This is a genomic window from Bradyrhizobium sp. 132 (genome assembly GCF_023074185.1).
Classification (GTDB): domain Bacteria; phylum Pseudomonadota; class Alphaproteobacteria; order Rhizobiales; family Xanthobacteraceae; genus Bradyrhizobium.
The window spans coordinates 142,826-158,254 of the sequence record NZ_JADPKY010000035.1 but is presented as its reverse complement, the minus strand read 5'-3'; the positions used below and the strand labels follow the sequence as shown (position 1 = coordinate 158,254).

The 15,429-nt window shown below is 64.5% G+C and carries 14 protein-coding genes; 1 reads left to right on the top strand and 13 read right to left on the bottom strand.

Annotated elements, in window-relative coordinates; all coding sequences use genetic code 11:
- Positions 1 to 378 precede the first annotated feature (378 nt).
- The gene (locus IVA74_RS06870) at positions 379 to 1,527 is read left to right on the top strand and encodes an ABC transporter substrate-binding protein (RefSeq protein WP_247340996.1); all 1,149 of its coding nucleotides are present in this window, start codon (positions 379 to 381) and stop codon (positions 1,525 to 1,527) included.
- Between the two features lie 174 nt (positions 1,528 to 1,701).
- Here IVA74_RS06870 and IVA74_RS06865 read toward each other — a convergent pair whose 3' ends face one another.
- The 13 genes from IVA74_RS06865 to IVA74_RS06805 are packed head-to-tail and all read right to left on the bottom strand — an operon-like array spanning position 1,702 to position 15,421.
- The gene (locus IVA74_RS06865; protein ID WP_247340976.1) at positions 1,702 to 2,328 is read right to left on the bottom strand and encodes an NAD(P)H-dependent oxidoreductase; all 627 of its coding nucleotides are present in this window, start codon (positions 2,326 to 2,328) and stop codon (positions 1,702 to 1,704) included.
- Positions 2,329 to 2,331: 3 nt separating this feature from the next.
- The gene (locus IVA74_RS06860; protein ID WP_247340974.1) at positions 2,332 to 3,906 is read right to left on the bottom strand and encodes an isochorismatase family protein; all 1,575 of its coding nucleotides are present in this window, start codon (positions 3,904 to 3,906) and stop codon (positions 2,332 to 2,334) included.
- 17 nt (positions 3,907 to 3,923) lie between these two features.
- Positions 3,924 to 4,772, bottom strand: a complete 849-nt coding sequence (locus IVA74_RS06855; RefSeq protein ID WP_247340972.1) for an MBL fold metallo-hydrolase — start codon at positions 4,770 to 4,772, stop codon at positions 3,924 to 3,926.
- A 42-nt stretch (positions 4,773 to 4,814) separates the two neighbouring features.
- On the bottom strand, positions 4,815 to 5,699 hold the full coding sequence (locus IVA74_RS06850; protein WP_247340970.1) for an amidohydrolase family protein: 885 nt from the start codon (positions 5,697 to 5,699) through the stop codon (positions 4,815 to 4,817).
- Entirely contained in the window at positions 5,696 to 6,817 is a 1,122-nt protein-coding gene (locus tag IVA74_RS06845; RefSeq protein WP_247340967.1) for a VWA domain-containing protein, read from the bottom strand. Before IVA74_RS06845 ends, IVA74_RS06850 begins: the two co-directional genes overlap by 4 nt.
- Positions 6,814 to 7,695, bottom strand: coding sequence for a MoxR family ATPase (locus tag IVA74_RS06840; protein ID WP_247340965.1), 882 nt, complete (start codon positions 7,693 to 7,695; stop codon positions 6,814 to 6,816). The genes IVA74_RS06845 and IVA74_RS06840 overlap by 4 nt, the downstream gene beginning before the upstream one ends.
- 7 nt (positions 7,696 to 7,702) lie before the next feature.
- Positions 7,703 to 8,725, bottom strand: a complete 1,023-nt coding sequence (locus tag IVA74_RS06835; RefSeq protein WP_247340963.1) for a molybdopterin cofactor-binding domain-containing protein — start codon at positions 8,723 to 8,725, stop codon at positions 7,703 to 7,705.
- Between the two features lies 1 nt (position 8,726).
- Positions 8,727 to 10,316: a molybdopterin cofactor-binding domain-containing protein gene (locus IVA74_RS06830; RefSeq protein ID WP_247340961.1), complete on the bottom strand. Its 1,590-nt coding sequence runs from the start codon at positions 10,314 to 10,316 to the stop codon at positions 8,727 to 8,729.
- Between the two features lie 11 nt (positions 10,317 to 10,327).
- The gene (locus IVA74_RS06825; RefSeq protein ID WP_247340958.1) at positions 10,328 to 10,804 is read right to left on the bottom strand and encodes a (2Fe-2S)-binding protein; all 477 of its coding nucleotides are present in this window, start codon (positions 10,802 to 10,804) and stop codon (positions 10,328 to 10,330) included.
- A 5-nt stretch (positions 10,805 to 10,809) separates the two neighbouring features.
- Entirely contained in the window at positions 10,810 to 11,628 is an 819-nt protein-coding gene (locus tag IVA74_RS06820) for an FAD binding domain-containing protein (protein ID WP_247340956.1), read from the bottom strand.
- On the bottom strand, positions 11,625 to 12,074 hold the full coding sequence (locus tag IVA74_RS06815; protein WP_247340954.1) for an SRPBCC family protein: 450 nt from the start codon (positions 12,072 to 12,074) through the stop codon (positions 11,625 to 11,627). The genes IVA74_RS06820 and IVA74_RS06815 overlap by 4 nt, the downstream gene beginning before the upstream one ends.
- Positions 12,075 to 12,079: 5 nt before the next feature.
- Positions 12,080 to 12,517, bottom strand: a complete 438-nt coding sequence (locus IVA74_RS06810; RefSeq protein WP_247340951.1) for an SRPBCC family protein — start codon at positions 12,515 to 12,517, stop codon at positions 12,080 to 12,082.
- A gap of 9 nt (positions 12,518 to 12,526) precedes the next feature.
- The gene (locus tag IVA74_RS06805; protein WP_247340949.1) at positions 12,527 to 15,421 is read right to left on the bottom strand and encodes a flotillin family protein; all 2,895 of its coding nucleotides are present in this window, start codon (positions 15,419 to 15,421) and stop codon (positions 12,527 to 12,529) included.
- Positions 15,422 to 15,429 lie beyond the last annotated feature (8 nt).

Sequence of the window (15,429 nt, the reverse complement as noted above, 5' to 3'; positions counted from 1 at the left end):
TCCCGGGAGAGCACGGCATACGCCGTAAAGCCACTGCGCAGGGAAGGCCGAGTGATTTGGCTACACCTGTATGCTGCTGTGCGGTTTCCTTGCGCTACACTTTCGCGCAGCGGACCGCGGGTGCCAGCCGGCACCCGGCCTTCCCTGCGCCCTCCTGGACAAGAGGGTGAAGCGATGAAGCAAAGCTCGGGCGCCATGCGTCGCGAGAGCGCGGTCGTGCGTCCGAAGCCTGCGCAGACGCTCGGGCACCGATGTCTTGTCCCTAACGCTAGGGACAGACACGTTCCTCCGGTCCGCTTACGGTGGTCCGCCCGGTTGCTCAGGACCGCAGGAGCAAGCGCGTATGTCGGACGAAAGCGGACGAGGAGGAAACAGGACATGAAGATCGGTTTCGCGCGAGCTTCGATTCTTGTGGCATGCGTCCTTTATGGAAATACGGCGAACGCGGAGATTAAAATTGGAGTTGTGATCTCGGCAAGCGGCCCGGGATCCGCGCTGGGGCAGCCGCAGCTCAAGACGGTTGCAGCTCTTCCGAAAGAGATCGCTGGAGAGAAGGTCACCTATATCACCCTGGACGACGAATCAGATTCGACCAAAGGGGTTCAGAACGCACGCCGCCTCGTGATCCAGGACAAGGTCGACGTGCTGGTCGGCTCCTCGCTGACCCCGGTGACCATGCCGATGCTGGATATCGCGCTCGAATCGAAGACGCCGCTGCTGTCGCTCGCCGCCGCTACCGCGATAGTTCAACCGATGGACGAGAAGCGCGCCTGGGCCTTCAAGGTCGTTCCCAATGATGACCTCATGGCGGCCGCCATCCTCAAGCATATCGCGAAATCAGGCGTGAAGACGCTCGGCTATATCGGCGTTTCGGATGGGTACGGCGAAGGCTACTACAAGGAGGTGAGCCGCCTCGCGCCCGCTCTGGGTCTGACCGTGACCACACATGAGGTCTATGCGCGCGCAGACACGAGCGTCACCGGTCAGGCGCTCAAGGTGATGTCGACCAATCCCGATGCCGTCTTCATTGCTTCCGCAGGAACTCCGGCGGTCTTGCCGCAGCAGGCGCTCCGCGAGCGCGGATACGCTGGGAAGATATTTCAAACACACGGCGTGGCCAGTGAGGAGTTCATCAAGCTCGGGGGCGCGAACGTCGAAGGTGCCGTATTTGCAGGCGAGGCCTTTACCATTGCCGCCGATCTTCCCACAGGAGATCCGTTCCGTCGCTCGACGGAGGAATTCGTGACCGCGTATGAAGCGGCGAACGGGCAAAAGCCCAACATGTTCGCTGCCCACCTTTGGGATGTCGTCGCGCTGATTGGAAGAGCTGCACCGGATGCGCTGAAGACGGCAAAGCCCGGCACAACCGAATTTCGCGCGGCTCTGCGGGACGCGCTCGAGCGCGGGCAGAACATCTATCTCAACAATGGGCTGTCGAACATGAGCAAGGCCGATCACAACGGCTACGACGAACGCTCCGCCTTTCTGATCAAGGTCGAAGGCGGGAAATTCCGGCTGGCAAAGTAGCGGCGCCCGGACGGAACCTTCGCCGGATTATTGCGGCTCGATTCTGGCGGCCTTGATGATCTTTCGCCATTTGGCGGTCGCACTAATGAACATCAGCCCCGATCAGGAGCGTATCCGCATCGATATTTTCCTGCGCGACAATCTGCCCTGACTTAGAGTCGCTTGCGGAGTGCATCAGAAGCTCGCGGCCATTGCGGCCAGGCGTTGATGGGCTCGTTCGCGGGAAGCCTCGATGGGCTGTAGCGGTCCGATGGTTGGTCCGATCGGTACGAAACGGACATCGCTGATCCCGACAAAACGCAAAATTTCGCGCAGGTACGGCGTTGCCATGTCGATGCGACCGCGGTTCATTCCGGTGGCGAAATCGCTGCCACTGGCGATGATGACGATGGTCGGCCGGTCCTTCAGCAACGGGACATATCCCAGGGATGGGTCGAACCGGAAGGTGAGCCCGGGCTGGACGATAACGTCGAACCATTGCTTGAGCTTATAGGGAATGCTGAAGTTCCACATGGGAGTCGAGATCAGCACCCGATCGGCAAGTGCCAAGCGGAGCGCCACACGCTCGGCCTCCGCAAAGCTGTCCCGTTGCGCGTCGTTGAAGGCTTCCGCCTTCATCCGTGCATATTTGGCCTCGACGATAGGGCCCGAAAATTCCGGCAGGCGCTCCCGCCAGAGATCCATGACATCCACGTCCCAATCGGGCCGGACCCGGCGAAAGCCGTCAAGGAAGACGTGTGCGCTGGCGCTCGACCAGGAGTCGCTGCGGGGCGAGCAGGACAGGTGCAGGAGCTTTGCCACCGCTCATCCCAGCGCTTTGATGACTGCATCGGCCTTGGTCACGACGGCAACGTTTTGCATGGCGAAGTTGATCGATGCAGCGTGCCAGTCGGCGTTCATGGTGGAGCAGCAATCCTCAGGAACTACCATGAAGTAACCCTTGTCGGCACCGGTCCGTGCCGTGTGCTCGACCGACATGTTGGTCCAGGCGCCGGTGTTGATGATCATGTCGCGGCCGGTGGCTTTCAGGATCGTTTCGAGCCGCGTGCCCTCCCAGGCGCTCATTCGCACCTTCTCGACCACGAAATCGCCGGGCCGTGGCTCGAGACCTGACACCGGCGCGGCCCCCCAGCTTCCGCGCACCATCGCCTTGCTGTCGACGAGACCCTCGAACAGCGGCGCATTCAGCGTCACGCCGGGCGCGCCGGCTTCGACCACGAACCAGACATGGATGATAGCGACGCCGCGGGCCCGCGCAGCTTCCGCAAGACGCCGGACGTTTTCGACGACTTGCTGCTGCTTCGCGTGACCTGGTGCGCCGGAATCGGCGAATGCGCCGCCGTCCATGATGACGTCGTTCTGGAGATCCTGGATGATCATGGCACAGCGTCGCGGGTCGAGCTGCATCTCGCTGTCGGCCACGATCGGCGCTGCTGGCGCGGTGCCAGTGCCTGTACCGCTGCCACTCCGCCGTCCGCTCATATAGGGCTCATGACGCGGGCCGACCTTGGTCGGGATCGCGTAGACCGAATGCGTCGAAGTCAGATAGAGGGTGCGGAAATCCGGCCCGCCCCAGGCGAGGTTGGCGACCAGTTCAGGCACGCGGAGCTTGCCGAGCAGCTCGCTCCGCGGCGAATAGACCCAGATCCCGCCGGGTGCAGTGACCCAGACATTGCCGTGCTGGTCGCACTTCATGCCGTCGGGCAAGCCGGGCTCGAGCTCGGAGCGGATGCCGCTCGCGAACACACGCGCACCAGACAGCGAGCCGTCGCCGTTGACGTCGAATACGCGGATCAGTGCCTGCACGGTGTCGTTGACATAGAGCAGTTTCTCGTCGGGCGAGAAGCACAGCCCGTTCGGCTGGTCGAATAGATTGCGGTCAACGACCAACTTCGGGTCGGCGCCGGGCACGACGCGATAAACGCCCTGGAAGCCGAGCTGCCTCGGCCGCTCGACGCCATAGACCGGCATGCGGCCATACCAGGGATCCGAGAAATAGATCGCGCCGGAGGAGTGCACGCAGACGTCGTTGGGGCTGTTGAGCTCCTGTCCCCCAAAGTGCGAGGCCAGCACCTCGCGCCGTCCGTCCGGCCGCTCGCGGATCAACGACGATGTCGCGTGCTCGCAAACGATCAAATTGAGCTCGGCGTCATAGGTCATGCCGTTGCATTTGTTCGACGGCCGTTTGACTTCGGCGATGCCGCGCCGCGCATCCCAGCGCCGGCGCACGTCGCCCGGCATGTCCGAGAACAGCAGATAATGATCGACCGGATGCCAGACCGGTCCCTCCGTGAAGTCAAAACCGGTGCCGACCTGCGCGACCGGCGCGTAGGGGTCGATCAGGGTCTCGAATTCGGAGCGCAAGGTGACGTGCGTCATCGTCCATCCTCTGGTGTCTAGGCCGGAAACCAGTTGCGCTGGGGCACAGACTGCACGATCGGTCCGGGGACCTGGTCGTGCAGCCGGCCGACGACGTTGCCGCCCTCGATCTTGGCGGGACGGTCGTGGACCGGCAGCAGATAGCGCGAATTGCTGAGCAGCTTTTTGATGGCGGCCTTCTCGGCGCGCTTGGTGGTGCCGTGGTTGCCGGTGGTGCGCGGCTCCCAGTCGTGGATCTCGTTGAAGGGCGTCACGATCTGGTCGTTGAAGTCATAGATGACGTCGCCGCAGATGGTAGCAATGCCGTCGGCGGTCTCGACGATGATGTTCATCGAGCCTTCGGTGTGCGCATTGGCTGCGTCGCAGTAGACGCCCGGCATCAGCTCGATGGGACCCGTGATCTCGAGGTCGAGAAAGCGCAGCGCGCTCTTGGTGTGCAGCCGGTCGATCAGATGCTTGATATCCGGCGCCGGATATTGCGGATGCATCAGGCCGGACACGGAATACTCGAGCTCGCGGCGGTTGACGACGACGGTCGTGTTCATCGGAAACAGATCGTCCTTGCCGGCGTGGTCGATATGCAGATGGGTGTGGCAGACGAAGCGCACATCGCCCATGCGCACGCCGTGCCGCGCAAGCTGGTTCTCGATCATGTGCTCGTGATACTGCAGGCCGCGCATCCCCAGCGTTTCCATGATCTGGTTGGAGCGGTAACCCGTATCTACCACGACCGGATATTTGCCGCCGAGGATCAGGAAGCCGAGGGTGAGGACACGGCGGGTGCGGCCGCAGTCGTGGCCGAGAACCAGAAAGCTCGATTCCAGCTCGATATCGCCATAGTCCAGGATCTTGATTTCCAGCGGCATTCCGTCCCTCCCTGTGTCCGTTCTCGTTCGTTTCCTCAGCGCTCAGAGCCGATAGACGCGCACGGCGGTGGTCTTGAAAATGGCTTCGCGCTGATCATCTCGCAGCGGCGCTGCGGCGGCACGGAACGCATCGATCAGCTCGCGATAACTGGTCCACAATTTCTCGATTGGAAAATTAGAGCCGAACAGGCAGCGTTCGGCGCCGAAGATCGCAATCGTGTCGGTCAGGACGGATGCGATATGTGCGGGGTCGTTGCGGTGGATGAAGGTTCCGAGCCCCGACAGTTTCGACACGACGTTCGGGCAGGCGGCGAGGCGGGCCATCCCGGCGCGCCACGCCGCGCGACCTGAGGGTGAAAGGTCCTCCAGCATGCCGGCGTGCTGGAGAATAAAGGTCACTTTGGGACAGGCTTCCGCAAGGTGTGCGGCGTCCGGCATCTGCGGCGTGAACACCTGGAGGTCAAAACTCAAGGCATAGTCCGCAAGGCGGGCGATGTTGCGCCGTACCACGGGATCGGTGCAGAGATCGGGGCGGGCCGCAAAGCGATAAAGCGGGTTCTCGTGCCAATGAAGTTGCATGCGGACGCCGCGTACGAGGGAATAGCGCTTCAGGCGGTCGAGTTGCGGACGCACGTCGTCCACTGAGAAATCGGCGTAAGCCACGATGGCATGCGGCCAGCCGTGCGCCTCGGCGGTCTGCTGCACCCAAGCGGCCTCGTCCTCGAAGCGGTCATTCGTCCAGTTGGTCTGGACATAGACCGAGCGGGTGACGCCGCTGCCTTTGAGGTCGCCGAGATATTCCTCGATCGGGTAATCGCGTCGGATCGGCTCGTATGGACCGAAGATGCGCGGCTGCATCGAGCCGACCAGCCAGGGCAGGTCGGCCTGGCGCCAGATATGATGGTGCCCATCGACGATGTCGGTCACGCAACTCTCCTTTGTCCCAGCGCCAGCACATGCGCGACGATTGACGCGCTCGATCCGCCGTCGACGAGGTCGTCGACGAACCGTTCGATTGCGACCAGCGCTTCGGTCTGCGGACGAAAGCCGGGACCGGCCGCGAGCGGCGTCAGCCAGCTCACGCGCCACGCGCGGCGCGACAGTTTCGCTACCGCATCGCGCAGCGCATCGGGTTCGCCTCGCTCCAGACCGTCGGAAACGATGATCACGGCGGCGCCGCGCGCATATCCGCCGAAGCGGGGTATGGCGAGAAAGGCCTGAAGCGCGTCGCCGATTCGGGTGCCGCCGTCCCAGTCGCTGACCAGATAGGCTGCGGCGTTGAGCGCCTGCTCGCGGCGCCTGAGACGTAACGGGCGGGTGATACGGGTCAGCCGCGTGCCGAAGGTGAAGACCTCGACATTGGGCGCCGCCTGCACCAGCGTGTGCGCGAGCTTCATATTCTCTTCGGTGCGGGTCTTCATCGAGCCGGAGACGTCGATCAGGAGCAGCACCTTGCGTGGGCGCTGCCGACGCTTCAAGCGTCCCAGCCGAAGGATTTCGCCGTCGCTGCGAACAGAGTCACGCAGGGTGCGGCGCAAATCGGCGTAGGGCCCCCGGCGGGCTCGCATGCGGCGATGGCCGCGCCGCTTCGGCAGGCGCCTGGGCGCCTCACGGGACAGCCGGCGCAGCGCATCAGTGGTCGAGAGCTGCGCAAAGCGGCGCTCGACCAGGGCTTCCGCGCGCGCTGCTGCGAGACCGGACTCGTTGGCCTCGTCCGACAACAACGGCTCATCGTCTCCGCGGGCCTCCTCTTGCAGCCGAACAGTCTCGTCGTCCTCCCCGTCGTCGACGCGCTCGATTGCCTCGTTTCCGCGAAAGTGCAGATCGAAAAGCCGGTCGAACGTGGCACGACGCTCCGGCGGAGGCGCCAGTGTTGCGAGGGCTGCCTGCCGAATGTCTTCGAGGCTGCGTGGGCCGAGCAGCTGGATCGCGGCCAGGAACGAGGTCGTCTGTTCCGGTGCGACGGCAAACCTGTTCGTTCGCAACAGCCCTACGAAGGAGATGAAGACACGCGCAGCGCGCGGCAGTTCGGGTTCGGTGCTCATGCAGAGGCCTCCGCCAGCAGGGCGTCGAGGCGCGGCGAAATGAAGTGCAGATCCTCCTCGTCTTTCAGCGCAAGGCCGATCGAACGCCTGAAGGCATCGGGCCAGCGCGCGCCGCCCTTGTGCAGCAGCGTGGCGGCTTCAGCCCAGTCGACGGCTTCGGCGATCCCCGGCGCCTTGCTGAGCGGCTCGCGTCGCAGCTTCTCGACGGCCGCGACGACGGCCCGCGCGGTCCCCTCGGCGACGCTGGAGGCCCGCATCATCACGATGCGTGCTTCGCGCTCGGCGGAAGGATAGCCGATCCAGTGATAGACGCAGCGCCTCCGCAACGCTTCATGAAGATCCCGCGTGCGGTTTGAGGTTAGGACGACGACCGGGCGCTCCGAGGCGCGTACCGTACCGCGCTCCGGGATCGAGATCTGGAAGTCGGACAGAAACTCGAGCAGGAACGCTTCGAACTCCTGGTCGGCGCGATCGATCTCGTCGATCAATAGCACGGTCGAGTCGGGCGCGCGCAGCGTCGCCAGCATCGGCCGCTCGATCAGAAACGCTTCGCCGTAGATATCGATGCTCTCATCGCCGGCCTGGCGGATGGCGAGCATCTGGCGCGGATAGTTCCATTCGTACAGCGCGGCGGACGCGTCGATGCCTTCGTAGCATTGCAGGCGGATCAGCCGGCGGCCGAGGACAGCGGCAATGGCTTTGGCGGCCTCGGTCTTGCCGACGCCCGGCGCACCTTCGAGCAGTAATGGCTTGCCGAGTGCCAGACCGAGATAGGCTGCGGTCGCCAGTCCCTCGTCGGCGAGGTAATAGGCCGCCCGAAGCGCCTTCTCCAGTGCCTCGGGGCTATCGATGCCGACGATGTTGCTGCGGACGGCCATCGAAACCTCAGCGCCGCGCCTGAGGGCGTGCGCCGCCCTCGGCCTTGATCGCGCGCAGCACTTTTTCCGGCGTAATCGGCAGGTCGTCGATGCGGACGCCGACGGCGTTGAAGATGGCGTTCGCGACGGCCGGCAATACGGGATTCGCGCACATTTCGCCGGGGCCCTTGGCGCCGAAAGGGCCATCGGGAGCGGGGCGTTCCAACACGGCGATGTCGTGCGGGCAGACGTCGCCGGGGCCAGGCATGACATATTCGACGAAGTCGCGAGGGCCGTGGATTGGGTCGGGATAATAGGGTTCGGGCGTCTCGTAGAGCGCGTGACTGACGCCCATCCAGGCGCCACCGACGAGCTGTTGCTCGACCAGGCGCGGATTGAGCGCACGGCCGAGTTCGTAGGCAGAATCCATGCGGATCATCGTGACCTCGCCAGTCTCGTCGTCGACCTCGACCTCGGCGACAAGACAGGCATGGGCGTAGCAGGTCGCCGGCGACATCTCGCCAGTCTCGGGATCGACGTTGGATAGCGGCACCAGGAAGATGCCGCGGCCCGCGATAGTCTTGCCCTGTTTGAACTGCGCGGCGATGGCGACGTCCTTGGTGGAGATCGAGCGGTGCGGTGCGCCCTTGACGTGGATGTTGCCACGCCCGTCGGTTTCGAGATCGGCGGCATTGACCTCGAGCTCCTCGGCGGCGGCCTCCATCATCACGCCGCGCGCCTCGCGCGCCGCCGCCATCACGGCATTGCCGACGCGATGGGTGCCGCGCGAGGCGAACGAGCCCATGCAATGCGGGCCCGTGTCGGAATCGGCGGTGTCGACATAGACGTCCTCGACGGGCACGCCGAGCGTCTCTGCGCAGATCTGCCGCGTTACCGACTTCATGCCCTGGCCGAGGTCGATCGACGACAGCGCCACGGTGAACTTGCCGCTTGGATTGGAATGGACCAGGGCCTGGCTGGGATCGCCACCGAGGTTCATGCCGATGGGATAATTGATCGATGCGATGCCGCGTCCGCGATGTCGGGTCATCTCAACGTCTCCTGGTGCCGAACACGGATGAGAAGCGGCCCGCCCCATGCGAGGGCGACGCCGGTCGCGGTGACGGCGGCGGTGCGGGTGGTGGCGGCTCGCGCGGTGGTTCGCGCGCCGCGGCCGTCGGCAGGCGATCATAGCTCGTGCGCTGCTGCGCCGGCGCGGTTGTCCCCGCGTTGGTGTCGGCAGGCGTCCGCGGGATGGCGGCCCGGCTGCCGCCACCGTCCTTGCGGGAGGAGGCGCGCTTGAACTCGTCGCGGATCGGCCATTTGGCTTTCTCGGCCGCGACCTGGACGCACTCGATCAGCGCTGTGTTCTTGGCCTCGCGCCGATGGGCCTTCATGTCGCCGTCGCGATAGGCATTGAGGATGCGGAACTCCATCGGATCCATGCTGACGAGATGCGCCAGCTTGTCCATCTGGCACTCGATCGCAAAATCCATTGCAGTGACGCCGAAGCCGCGCATTGCGGTCGCCGGCGTGCGGTTAGTGAAGACGCAGTAGACGTCGCCATAGACGTTAGGGATGGTGTAGGGGCCGGGCAGGTGGGCTGCGCATTTCACCGCGGCATAGCTCGAGAGCCGCGTATATGCGCCGCTGTCGAAATATGCGCGGACCTTGCGAGCGACGACACGGCCGTCGCGCATCACGCCGTCCTTGATGTAGATTCGCTCGGCGCCGCGCGGAGGGCCGTATTGCATCTCTTCTTCGCGTCCGAACACGTAGCGCACGGGACGTCCCGTCAGCATCGCGCCCAGGATGCATAAAGGTTCGGTCAGCGTGTCCACCTTGCCGCCAAAGCCGCCGCCGACGGTGCCGCCAATGAAATGAAAAGTGTTGGAGGGGACGTCGAGGATCTTGGCGCAGGTGTCAACTGAGAAGAACAGCGCCTGCGTCGACGTATAGACGACATAGCGGCCGTTGGTGTCGGGCGCCGCGATCGATCCGTTGGTTTCGGTCGGCGCGTGCTCGATAGGCGACATCTGGTAGCGCTGTTCGAGCACGTGATCGGCGGTCGCGAGGGCCGCATCGGCGTCGCCGAAGCGGAGTTTCTGGTGGTCATAAACGTCGTGGTAAATGAAGGCATTCTTCGGATAAGTATCGTTGACGATCGGCGCGCCGGCCTTCAGCGCATCTTCGACGTCGAACACGGCCGGCAGGGGTTCATAGTCGATCCGCACCTTCGCGATCGCCTCGAAGGCCTCGCGCTCGCTGTCGGCGACGATGGCCAGGATCGGTTCACCCTTGTAGCGGACCTTGTCGACGGCCAGCGACGGTTCGTCGTCCTTGCCGAAATTGATCAGGCTCAAGAGCGTGTTGAGATTGCGGGGCACGTCGGAGCCGCGGATGATCCGGCGCACGCCGGCTGAGCGCTCGGCGTCCGCGGTGTCGATCCGCCGGATTCTTGCATGCGAATGGGTCGAGCGGACGACTTTCAGGTGCAGCATGCCCTGGAGCTTGTGGTCGTTGAAATAGCTCGACGTGCCCGTGACATGGCCGAGCATGTCCTGGCGCTGGGTGCCCTTGCCGATCTCCTTGAGATTGTCGTCGCGCTCGTCGGCGAAAATGTCCTTGCGCAATTCCAGCATGGTTTGGTCCCTTAGGCGCTTGCCCGGTCGCCGGAGGCGGCGAGGATGGCGTTGATGATCGGCTCGTAGCCGGTGCAGCGGCAGATGTTGCCGGAGATCGCCTCGACGACTTCGGCGCGACTCGGAGAGGGATTGCGGTCGAGCAACGCCTTGGCCGCCATCAGCATGCCCGGCGTGCAATAGCCGCACTGGGCGGCAAAATTCTCGGCGAAGGCGCGTTGCAGCGGATGGAGGTTGGGTCCCTGCTTCAGGCTATCCAGCGTCTCGACGGAGCGGCCGGCGACGGTCTCGGCCAGCGTCAGACAGGAGAGATGGAGTTCGCCGTCGATCAGGACACTGCACGTGCCGCAGCCCCCTTGTCCGCAGCCGAACTTCGGCGTCATGTCGCCGATCAATTCGCGAAGCGCCACGAGCAGGTTGGTTCCGCCATCAACGAAAATGGCGACATCGCTGCTGTTGTGACGAAATTGCAGGGCAGTCTTGGCCATACGATCTATTCCTGACCCAAGAGAAGACGGCGCAGATGCACGCCGACGATCTCGCGGCGGTACCAGGCGCTACTGAGCGCGTTGTCAGACGGCGATGTTCCTTCCGCGGCTGCCGCGGCTGCGGCCTCGACGGTCGCAGCGTCGAGCGAGCGGCCTTCCAGCGCGCGTTCGGCCGCCCGCGCACGTATTTGCGTCGGCGCCATCGATCCCAATGCAATGCGCGCCCCGGCGATCCGTCCGCCACTGATCGGCAGATGTGCGGCGAGCGTGATGACCGAGCCGCCTTTGGGCTTGATCCGTGCGATCTTGCGGTAGTGAAAAGCTTCTGCGCTTGTCGGCCGCGTGCAGGATACCGACAAGACGAGCGTGCCCGCCTGCCTCTCGCGCGATTGCAAAAACTCCTCAATCGGAATGTCGCGCGACCCAAAGCCGCCTTGCAGGGCCACCGTGGCATCGAGTGCAAGCAGGGCGACGGTGAAATCACCATAGGGATTGGGCGCGAACAGATTGCCACCCACCGTACCCATGTTGCGGACCGCCGGGCCACCAATCGAGCGGGCAGGGGCGTGTAGGAAAGCGAGGTCGCGCTCGCCCAGAATCCGGGCGAAAGTTACGCCAGCACCCAGGGTGATCCGCGGGCCGGATGGGTCGATGCGCGTCAAGGCTTGGTCATTGGCGCGCACGACGGTCGAGAGCGAGATGTCGCCTTCGTTCAGTGCGCGCATCACGAGCGTGCCGCCGCCGAGATAGCGCGCGTTGCGATCGGACGACAGCGCGGCGGCGGCCTCGCTTGAACTCGTGAAGGTCTTCACCGTCACAGTCATGTTGACACAGCCTCCTTGAGGTGTCGGCGGATCGCTTCGAATCCCGCCTGGTAGATGTCTTCCGCGACCATGTGGGTGATGCGGTCCTTGTCTTCCGGCCGCGTCGAGAAGCGGGATTCCCAGTGCCAGAAGGTGCGGTCGCCGTCCGTCACGGGCAGCAGGCGGACATGGGCCACGTAGTTGAACATCGGGATCGGCGTATCGAGCAGGCAATAGCTGAAGGTCTGCTCCAGATCCGACAGCGTCAGCAACTGCTCGCGCAGCTCCGAGCCGTCCTGCAGCTTGAAGCGCCTGACACAGCCGATCTTGTCCGAGGCCTGCGCACGCTCGATCGTGGAGGCTGCGACCGCCGGATGCCAGCGATCGTGCCCGTTGAAATCGCGCAGCACGGCCCACACGGAACCGGTCGGCGCATCCAGGATCGTGCTCTTGACGACATGCGGCACGGCGCTCACCCTCCGAACTGGCGCTTGAGGGCGTCGAAGCCGCCCTGGAACACGCCGCCGCCGATATTTCCGACCAGTTCCGCCTCCCGTTCGGGTGCGCAGTCGAACTCTGCGGTCCATTCCATGAAGGTCTGGTCGCCATCCGTGACCGGCGTCAGCCGTAGCGTCGCGACGTAGTTCTCGACCCCCATCGGGGATTCGAGGATCGAGTAGGTGCAGAACATGTCGTAATCGGACAGGCCGAGCAGCTTTTCCCGGATACGATCGCCGTTGCGCAGGCGAAAATCCCTGACGCAGCCGATCTTGTCGGAGGGCTCGCCGCCCTCGATGCGGCTTTCCGCAATCGCGGGATGCCAGTTCGGCAGACCGTTGAAGTCGCGCACCCGCGCCCAGACGCGGTCGTTGCGCGCGTTGACGACGGTTGAGATGTAGACGCGGGCCATGGTGCGACCTCAGCCCTTCTTCCGGGGGCTACGCTCCGCGGGCGGCTCGCCGTCGGAAGGCGAGGGCGCAGCAGCCGGCTTCTCGCCGCCGCCTTTGCGCGCGGACTCCTTGATGCCCTGCATGTCGCGGGCCTCCCGGATCAGGCCCGGCATCTTGGCGAGGCTGCCGCCTTCGACGCCGATGTCCGCCAGAAGCGAGTCGATCAGCGGCGCCTGGACGCGATAACGCAGCGCCGAGTCGATCACCTCGTCGGTGGCGCTGCGGCCGCCATTGCCGCCATGGCCATTGCCGTTGAGGCCATCGACCTGAAGGATGCGGATGCCCTCGATCTTCTCCATCGGCTTGACACTCTCGCGGACGATGCCCTCGATGCGGTCGAGCAGCTTTCTGCGGAACAGCGAGTAGCGTGCCTGGTCGGTCAGTACATTTTCGGCCTCATTGAGCATGCGCTGCGCCTCGGCCTCGACCGCGGCGCGGACGCGCTCGGCTTCCGCGGCAATTCGCGTTTCCTCAGCCTGCTTCTCGGCGATCAGGATCTCCACGGTCTTCCGGCGCTTCGCGATCTCGCTCTCGCGCGCGGTGATGACGCGCTCGGTGGCTTCGGTCGCATGCACACGCGCCTCCTCGGCCGAGGTTTTGGCCGCGGATTCCTCCAACGACTTCAGGTGGATCGCAATCGCCTTCTCCATCAAAACGGTCTCGACCTCCTTCTCGCGATTGATTTCGAGTTTGCGCAGCTCGCGCTCGCGGCCGATGCGGGCCTCGTCCAGCCCGCGATCGGATGCGATGCGGGCGCGCTCGACCTCTTCGCGCGCGGCAATCTCGGACTCCTGGAGCGACTGGACGCGGGCGACCTCGAGTTGTTCGATCGAACGGCGGCGTTCGATCCGCGCCGCCTCCAGCGCTTGCTCGCGCGAGACGTCCGTGGTCTCGAGCTCCTTGCGTGCGACGATCTCGGCCTGCTTAACTTGGCGGTCGGCGTCGATGCGCTCGGACTTCTTGGTCGAGAGCGCAATGACGCGGTCCTCATCCGCGATCTCGATCGCCTTCTTATGCTCGATATTGAGCACCTCGCGTTTCCTGGAGGAAGTGATCCGCTCGGCTTCGAGCGCGAGATCGACGCCGATGCGCTGTCGCTCGATGGCGTCGCGACGCTTCAACTCGGCGGCCTCGAGCACGGCGGTGCGCTCGATCTCGAGCGTGCGCGTGTCACGCTCGGCCTGAATACGCTCGGCTGCAACGGACTTCTCCTGCGCAATCCGGGCGGCCTCGATGGCTTCGCGGGAGGCAATGTCGGCTTCCTCGACGACGCGGTTGCGGGCGATTTCCAGGGAACGAACACGTTCTTCCTGGGTGATGCGGGCGGCTTCCGTCGCTTCGCGCGCTGCGACCCCTGCGACTTCCAGCGTCTGGTTGCGTTCGATCTCCAACTGACGGGTATTCTGCTCGGCGGCGATGCGCTCGGCGGCGAGCCTGTGCTCACGGGTGATGCGCGCGCTCTCGACGGCGCGCTGCGCCTCAATCTCGGCTTCCTGGATGATACGCACCTGCTGGATCTCCAACGCGCGGGTGCGCTCATCAGATGCGATACGCTCGACATTGACGATCATGGTCTGGGCGATGCGGGCCTTTTCGGTCGCCTCGCGGGCCGCGATCTCGGCTTCGTCCACGGCGCGGGTCCGCTCGATCTCGCGGCGCCGGGTCTCCTCTTCGTTGGCGATGCGGGCGTCGGTCACCACGCGGTCCTGCTGGATACGCGCTTTCTCGATCGCCTCGCGGGCGGCTATCTCGGCTTCCTCGATGGTCCGCATCCGCTCGATTTCGCGCTGGCGCACCTCGCGCTCGGAGGTGATGCGGCTGGTATCGATCGAGCGCTGGTTGGCGATCCGGGTCTTCTCGATCTCCTCCCGTGCGAGCAGCTCCTTCTCCTCGATGGTGCGGGTGCGCTCGATCTCCCGCTGACGGGTCTCACGCTCCGAGGCGATGCGGGCTTCGGCGATCGCCTGGTCGTTGGCGATGCGCGCCTTCTCGATAGTCTCGCGGGCGGAAATCTGCGCCTGCTCGGCTTCGGTCTCGCGCAGGGCCCGCTCACGCGCGACCTCGGTGCGTTGCAGGGCGCGGCGCATCTCGATGTCGCGCTCCTGCTCGAGGCGCGCCGTTTCGCTTTCGCGCTCGATCTCAAGAGCCTGCCGCTCTGCCTCCAAATTTCGGGAGCGGATCTTGATCATCGAATCCTGCTCGATGTCGTTGCGCAGCTTGCGCTTCGCCTCGATGTCCTCCATCAGGCGTGTCAGACCTTCGGCGTCGAAGCGGTTCGAGGGGTTGAAGAATTCGAGATCGGTCTGGTCGAGATCGGTGATCGCGACCGATTCCAGCTCGAGTCCGTTCTGGGCGAGGGCCTCTGCCGCGTTCGCCTTGAGGCGGGCGACGTACTCACCGCGCTGCTCGTGCATCTGCTCGAGGGTCATCTCCGAGGCAACGGAACGAATAGCTGAGATGAATTTTCCGGCAAGGAGGGCGTGGAGCTGTTCGGGCTCCATGGTGCGGCGGCCGAGCGTGGCGGCCGCGATGGACACGGCTTCGCGGGTCGCCTGGACGCGGACATAGAAATCGGCCTCGATGTCGACGCGCATGCGGTCACGGGTGATCACGGCGTCCTGCCGGGAGCGCACGATGCCCATCGGCTGCACGTTCATGTTGACCGGCGTGTAGTCGTGAATGAAAGGCAGCACGAACGCGCCGCCGTTGATCACGACGCGCTCACCGAGCAGGCCGGTCCGGACGAATGAGGTCTCCTTGGATGAGCGGTGATAGAGCCAGTTCACGATATAAACGCCGACCACGATCACCACGACGGCGACGATCAGCCAGAGGATCAATTCACCGACTAAAGTCCCTGACATGTTTCTCT

What these genes read in the sequence shown, in the direction of transcription:
- IVA74_RS06835 (WP_247340963.1), bottom strand. Translation starts at nt 8,725, where the DNA reads ATGACCCGACATCGCGGACGCGGCATCGCATCGATCAATTATCCCATC.
- IVA74_RS06820 (WP_247340956.1), bottom strand. Translation starts at nt 11,628, where the DNA reads ATGACTGTGACGGTGAAGACCTTCACGAGTTCAAGCGAGGCCGCCGCC.
- IVA74_RS06870 (WP_247340996.1), top strand. Translation starts at nt 379, where the DNA reads ATGAAGATCGGTTTCGCGCGAGCTTCGATTCTTGTGGCATGCGTCCTT.
- IVA74_RS06860 (WP_247340974.1), bottom strand. Translation starts at nt 3,906, where the DNA reads ATGACGCACGTCACCTTGCGCTCCGAATTCGAGACCCTGATCGACCCC.
- IVA74_RS06855 (WP_247340972.1), bottom strand. Translation starts at nt 4,772, where the DNA reads ATGCCGCTGGAAATCAAGATCCTGGACTATGGCGATATCGAGCTGGAA.
- IVA74_RS06830 (WP_247340961.1), bottom strand. Translation starts at nt 10,316, where the DNA reads ATGCTGGAATTGCGCAAGGACATTTTCGCCGACGAGCGCGACGACAAT.
- IVA74_RS06825 (WP_247340958.1), bottom strand. Translation starts at nt 10,804, where the DNA reads ATGGCCAAGACTGCCCTGCAATTTCGTCACAACAGCAGCGATGTCGCC.
- IVA74_RS06810 (WP_247340951.1), bottom strand. Translation starts at nt 12,517, where the DNA reads ATGGCCCGCGTCTACATCTCAACCGTCGTCAACGCGCGCAACGACCGC.
- IVA74_RS06805 (WP_247340949.1), bottom strand. Translation starts at nt 15,421, where the DNA reads ATGTCAGGGACTTTAGTCGGTGAATTGATCCTCTGGCTGATCGTCGCC.
- IVA74_RS06845 (WP_247340967.1), bottom strand. Translation starts at nt 6,817, where the DNA reads ATGAGCACCGAACCCGAACTGCCGCGCGCTGCGCGTGTCTTCATCTCC.
- IVA74_RS06840 (WP_247340965.1), bottom strand. Translation starts at nt 7,695, where the DNA reads ATGGCCGTCCGCAGCAACATCGTCGGCATCGATAGCCCCGAGGCACTG.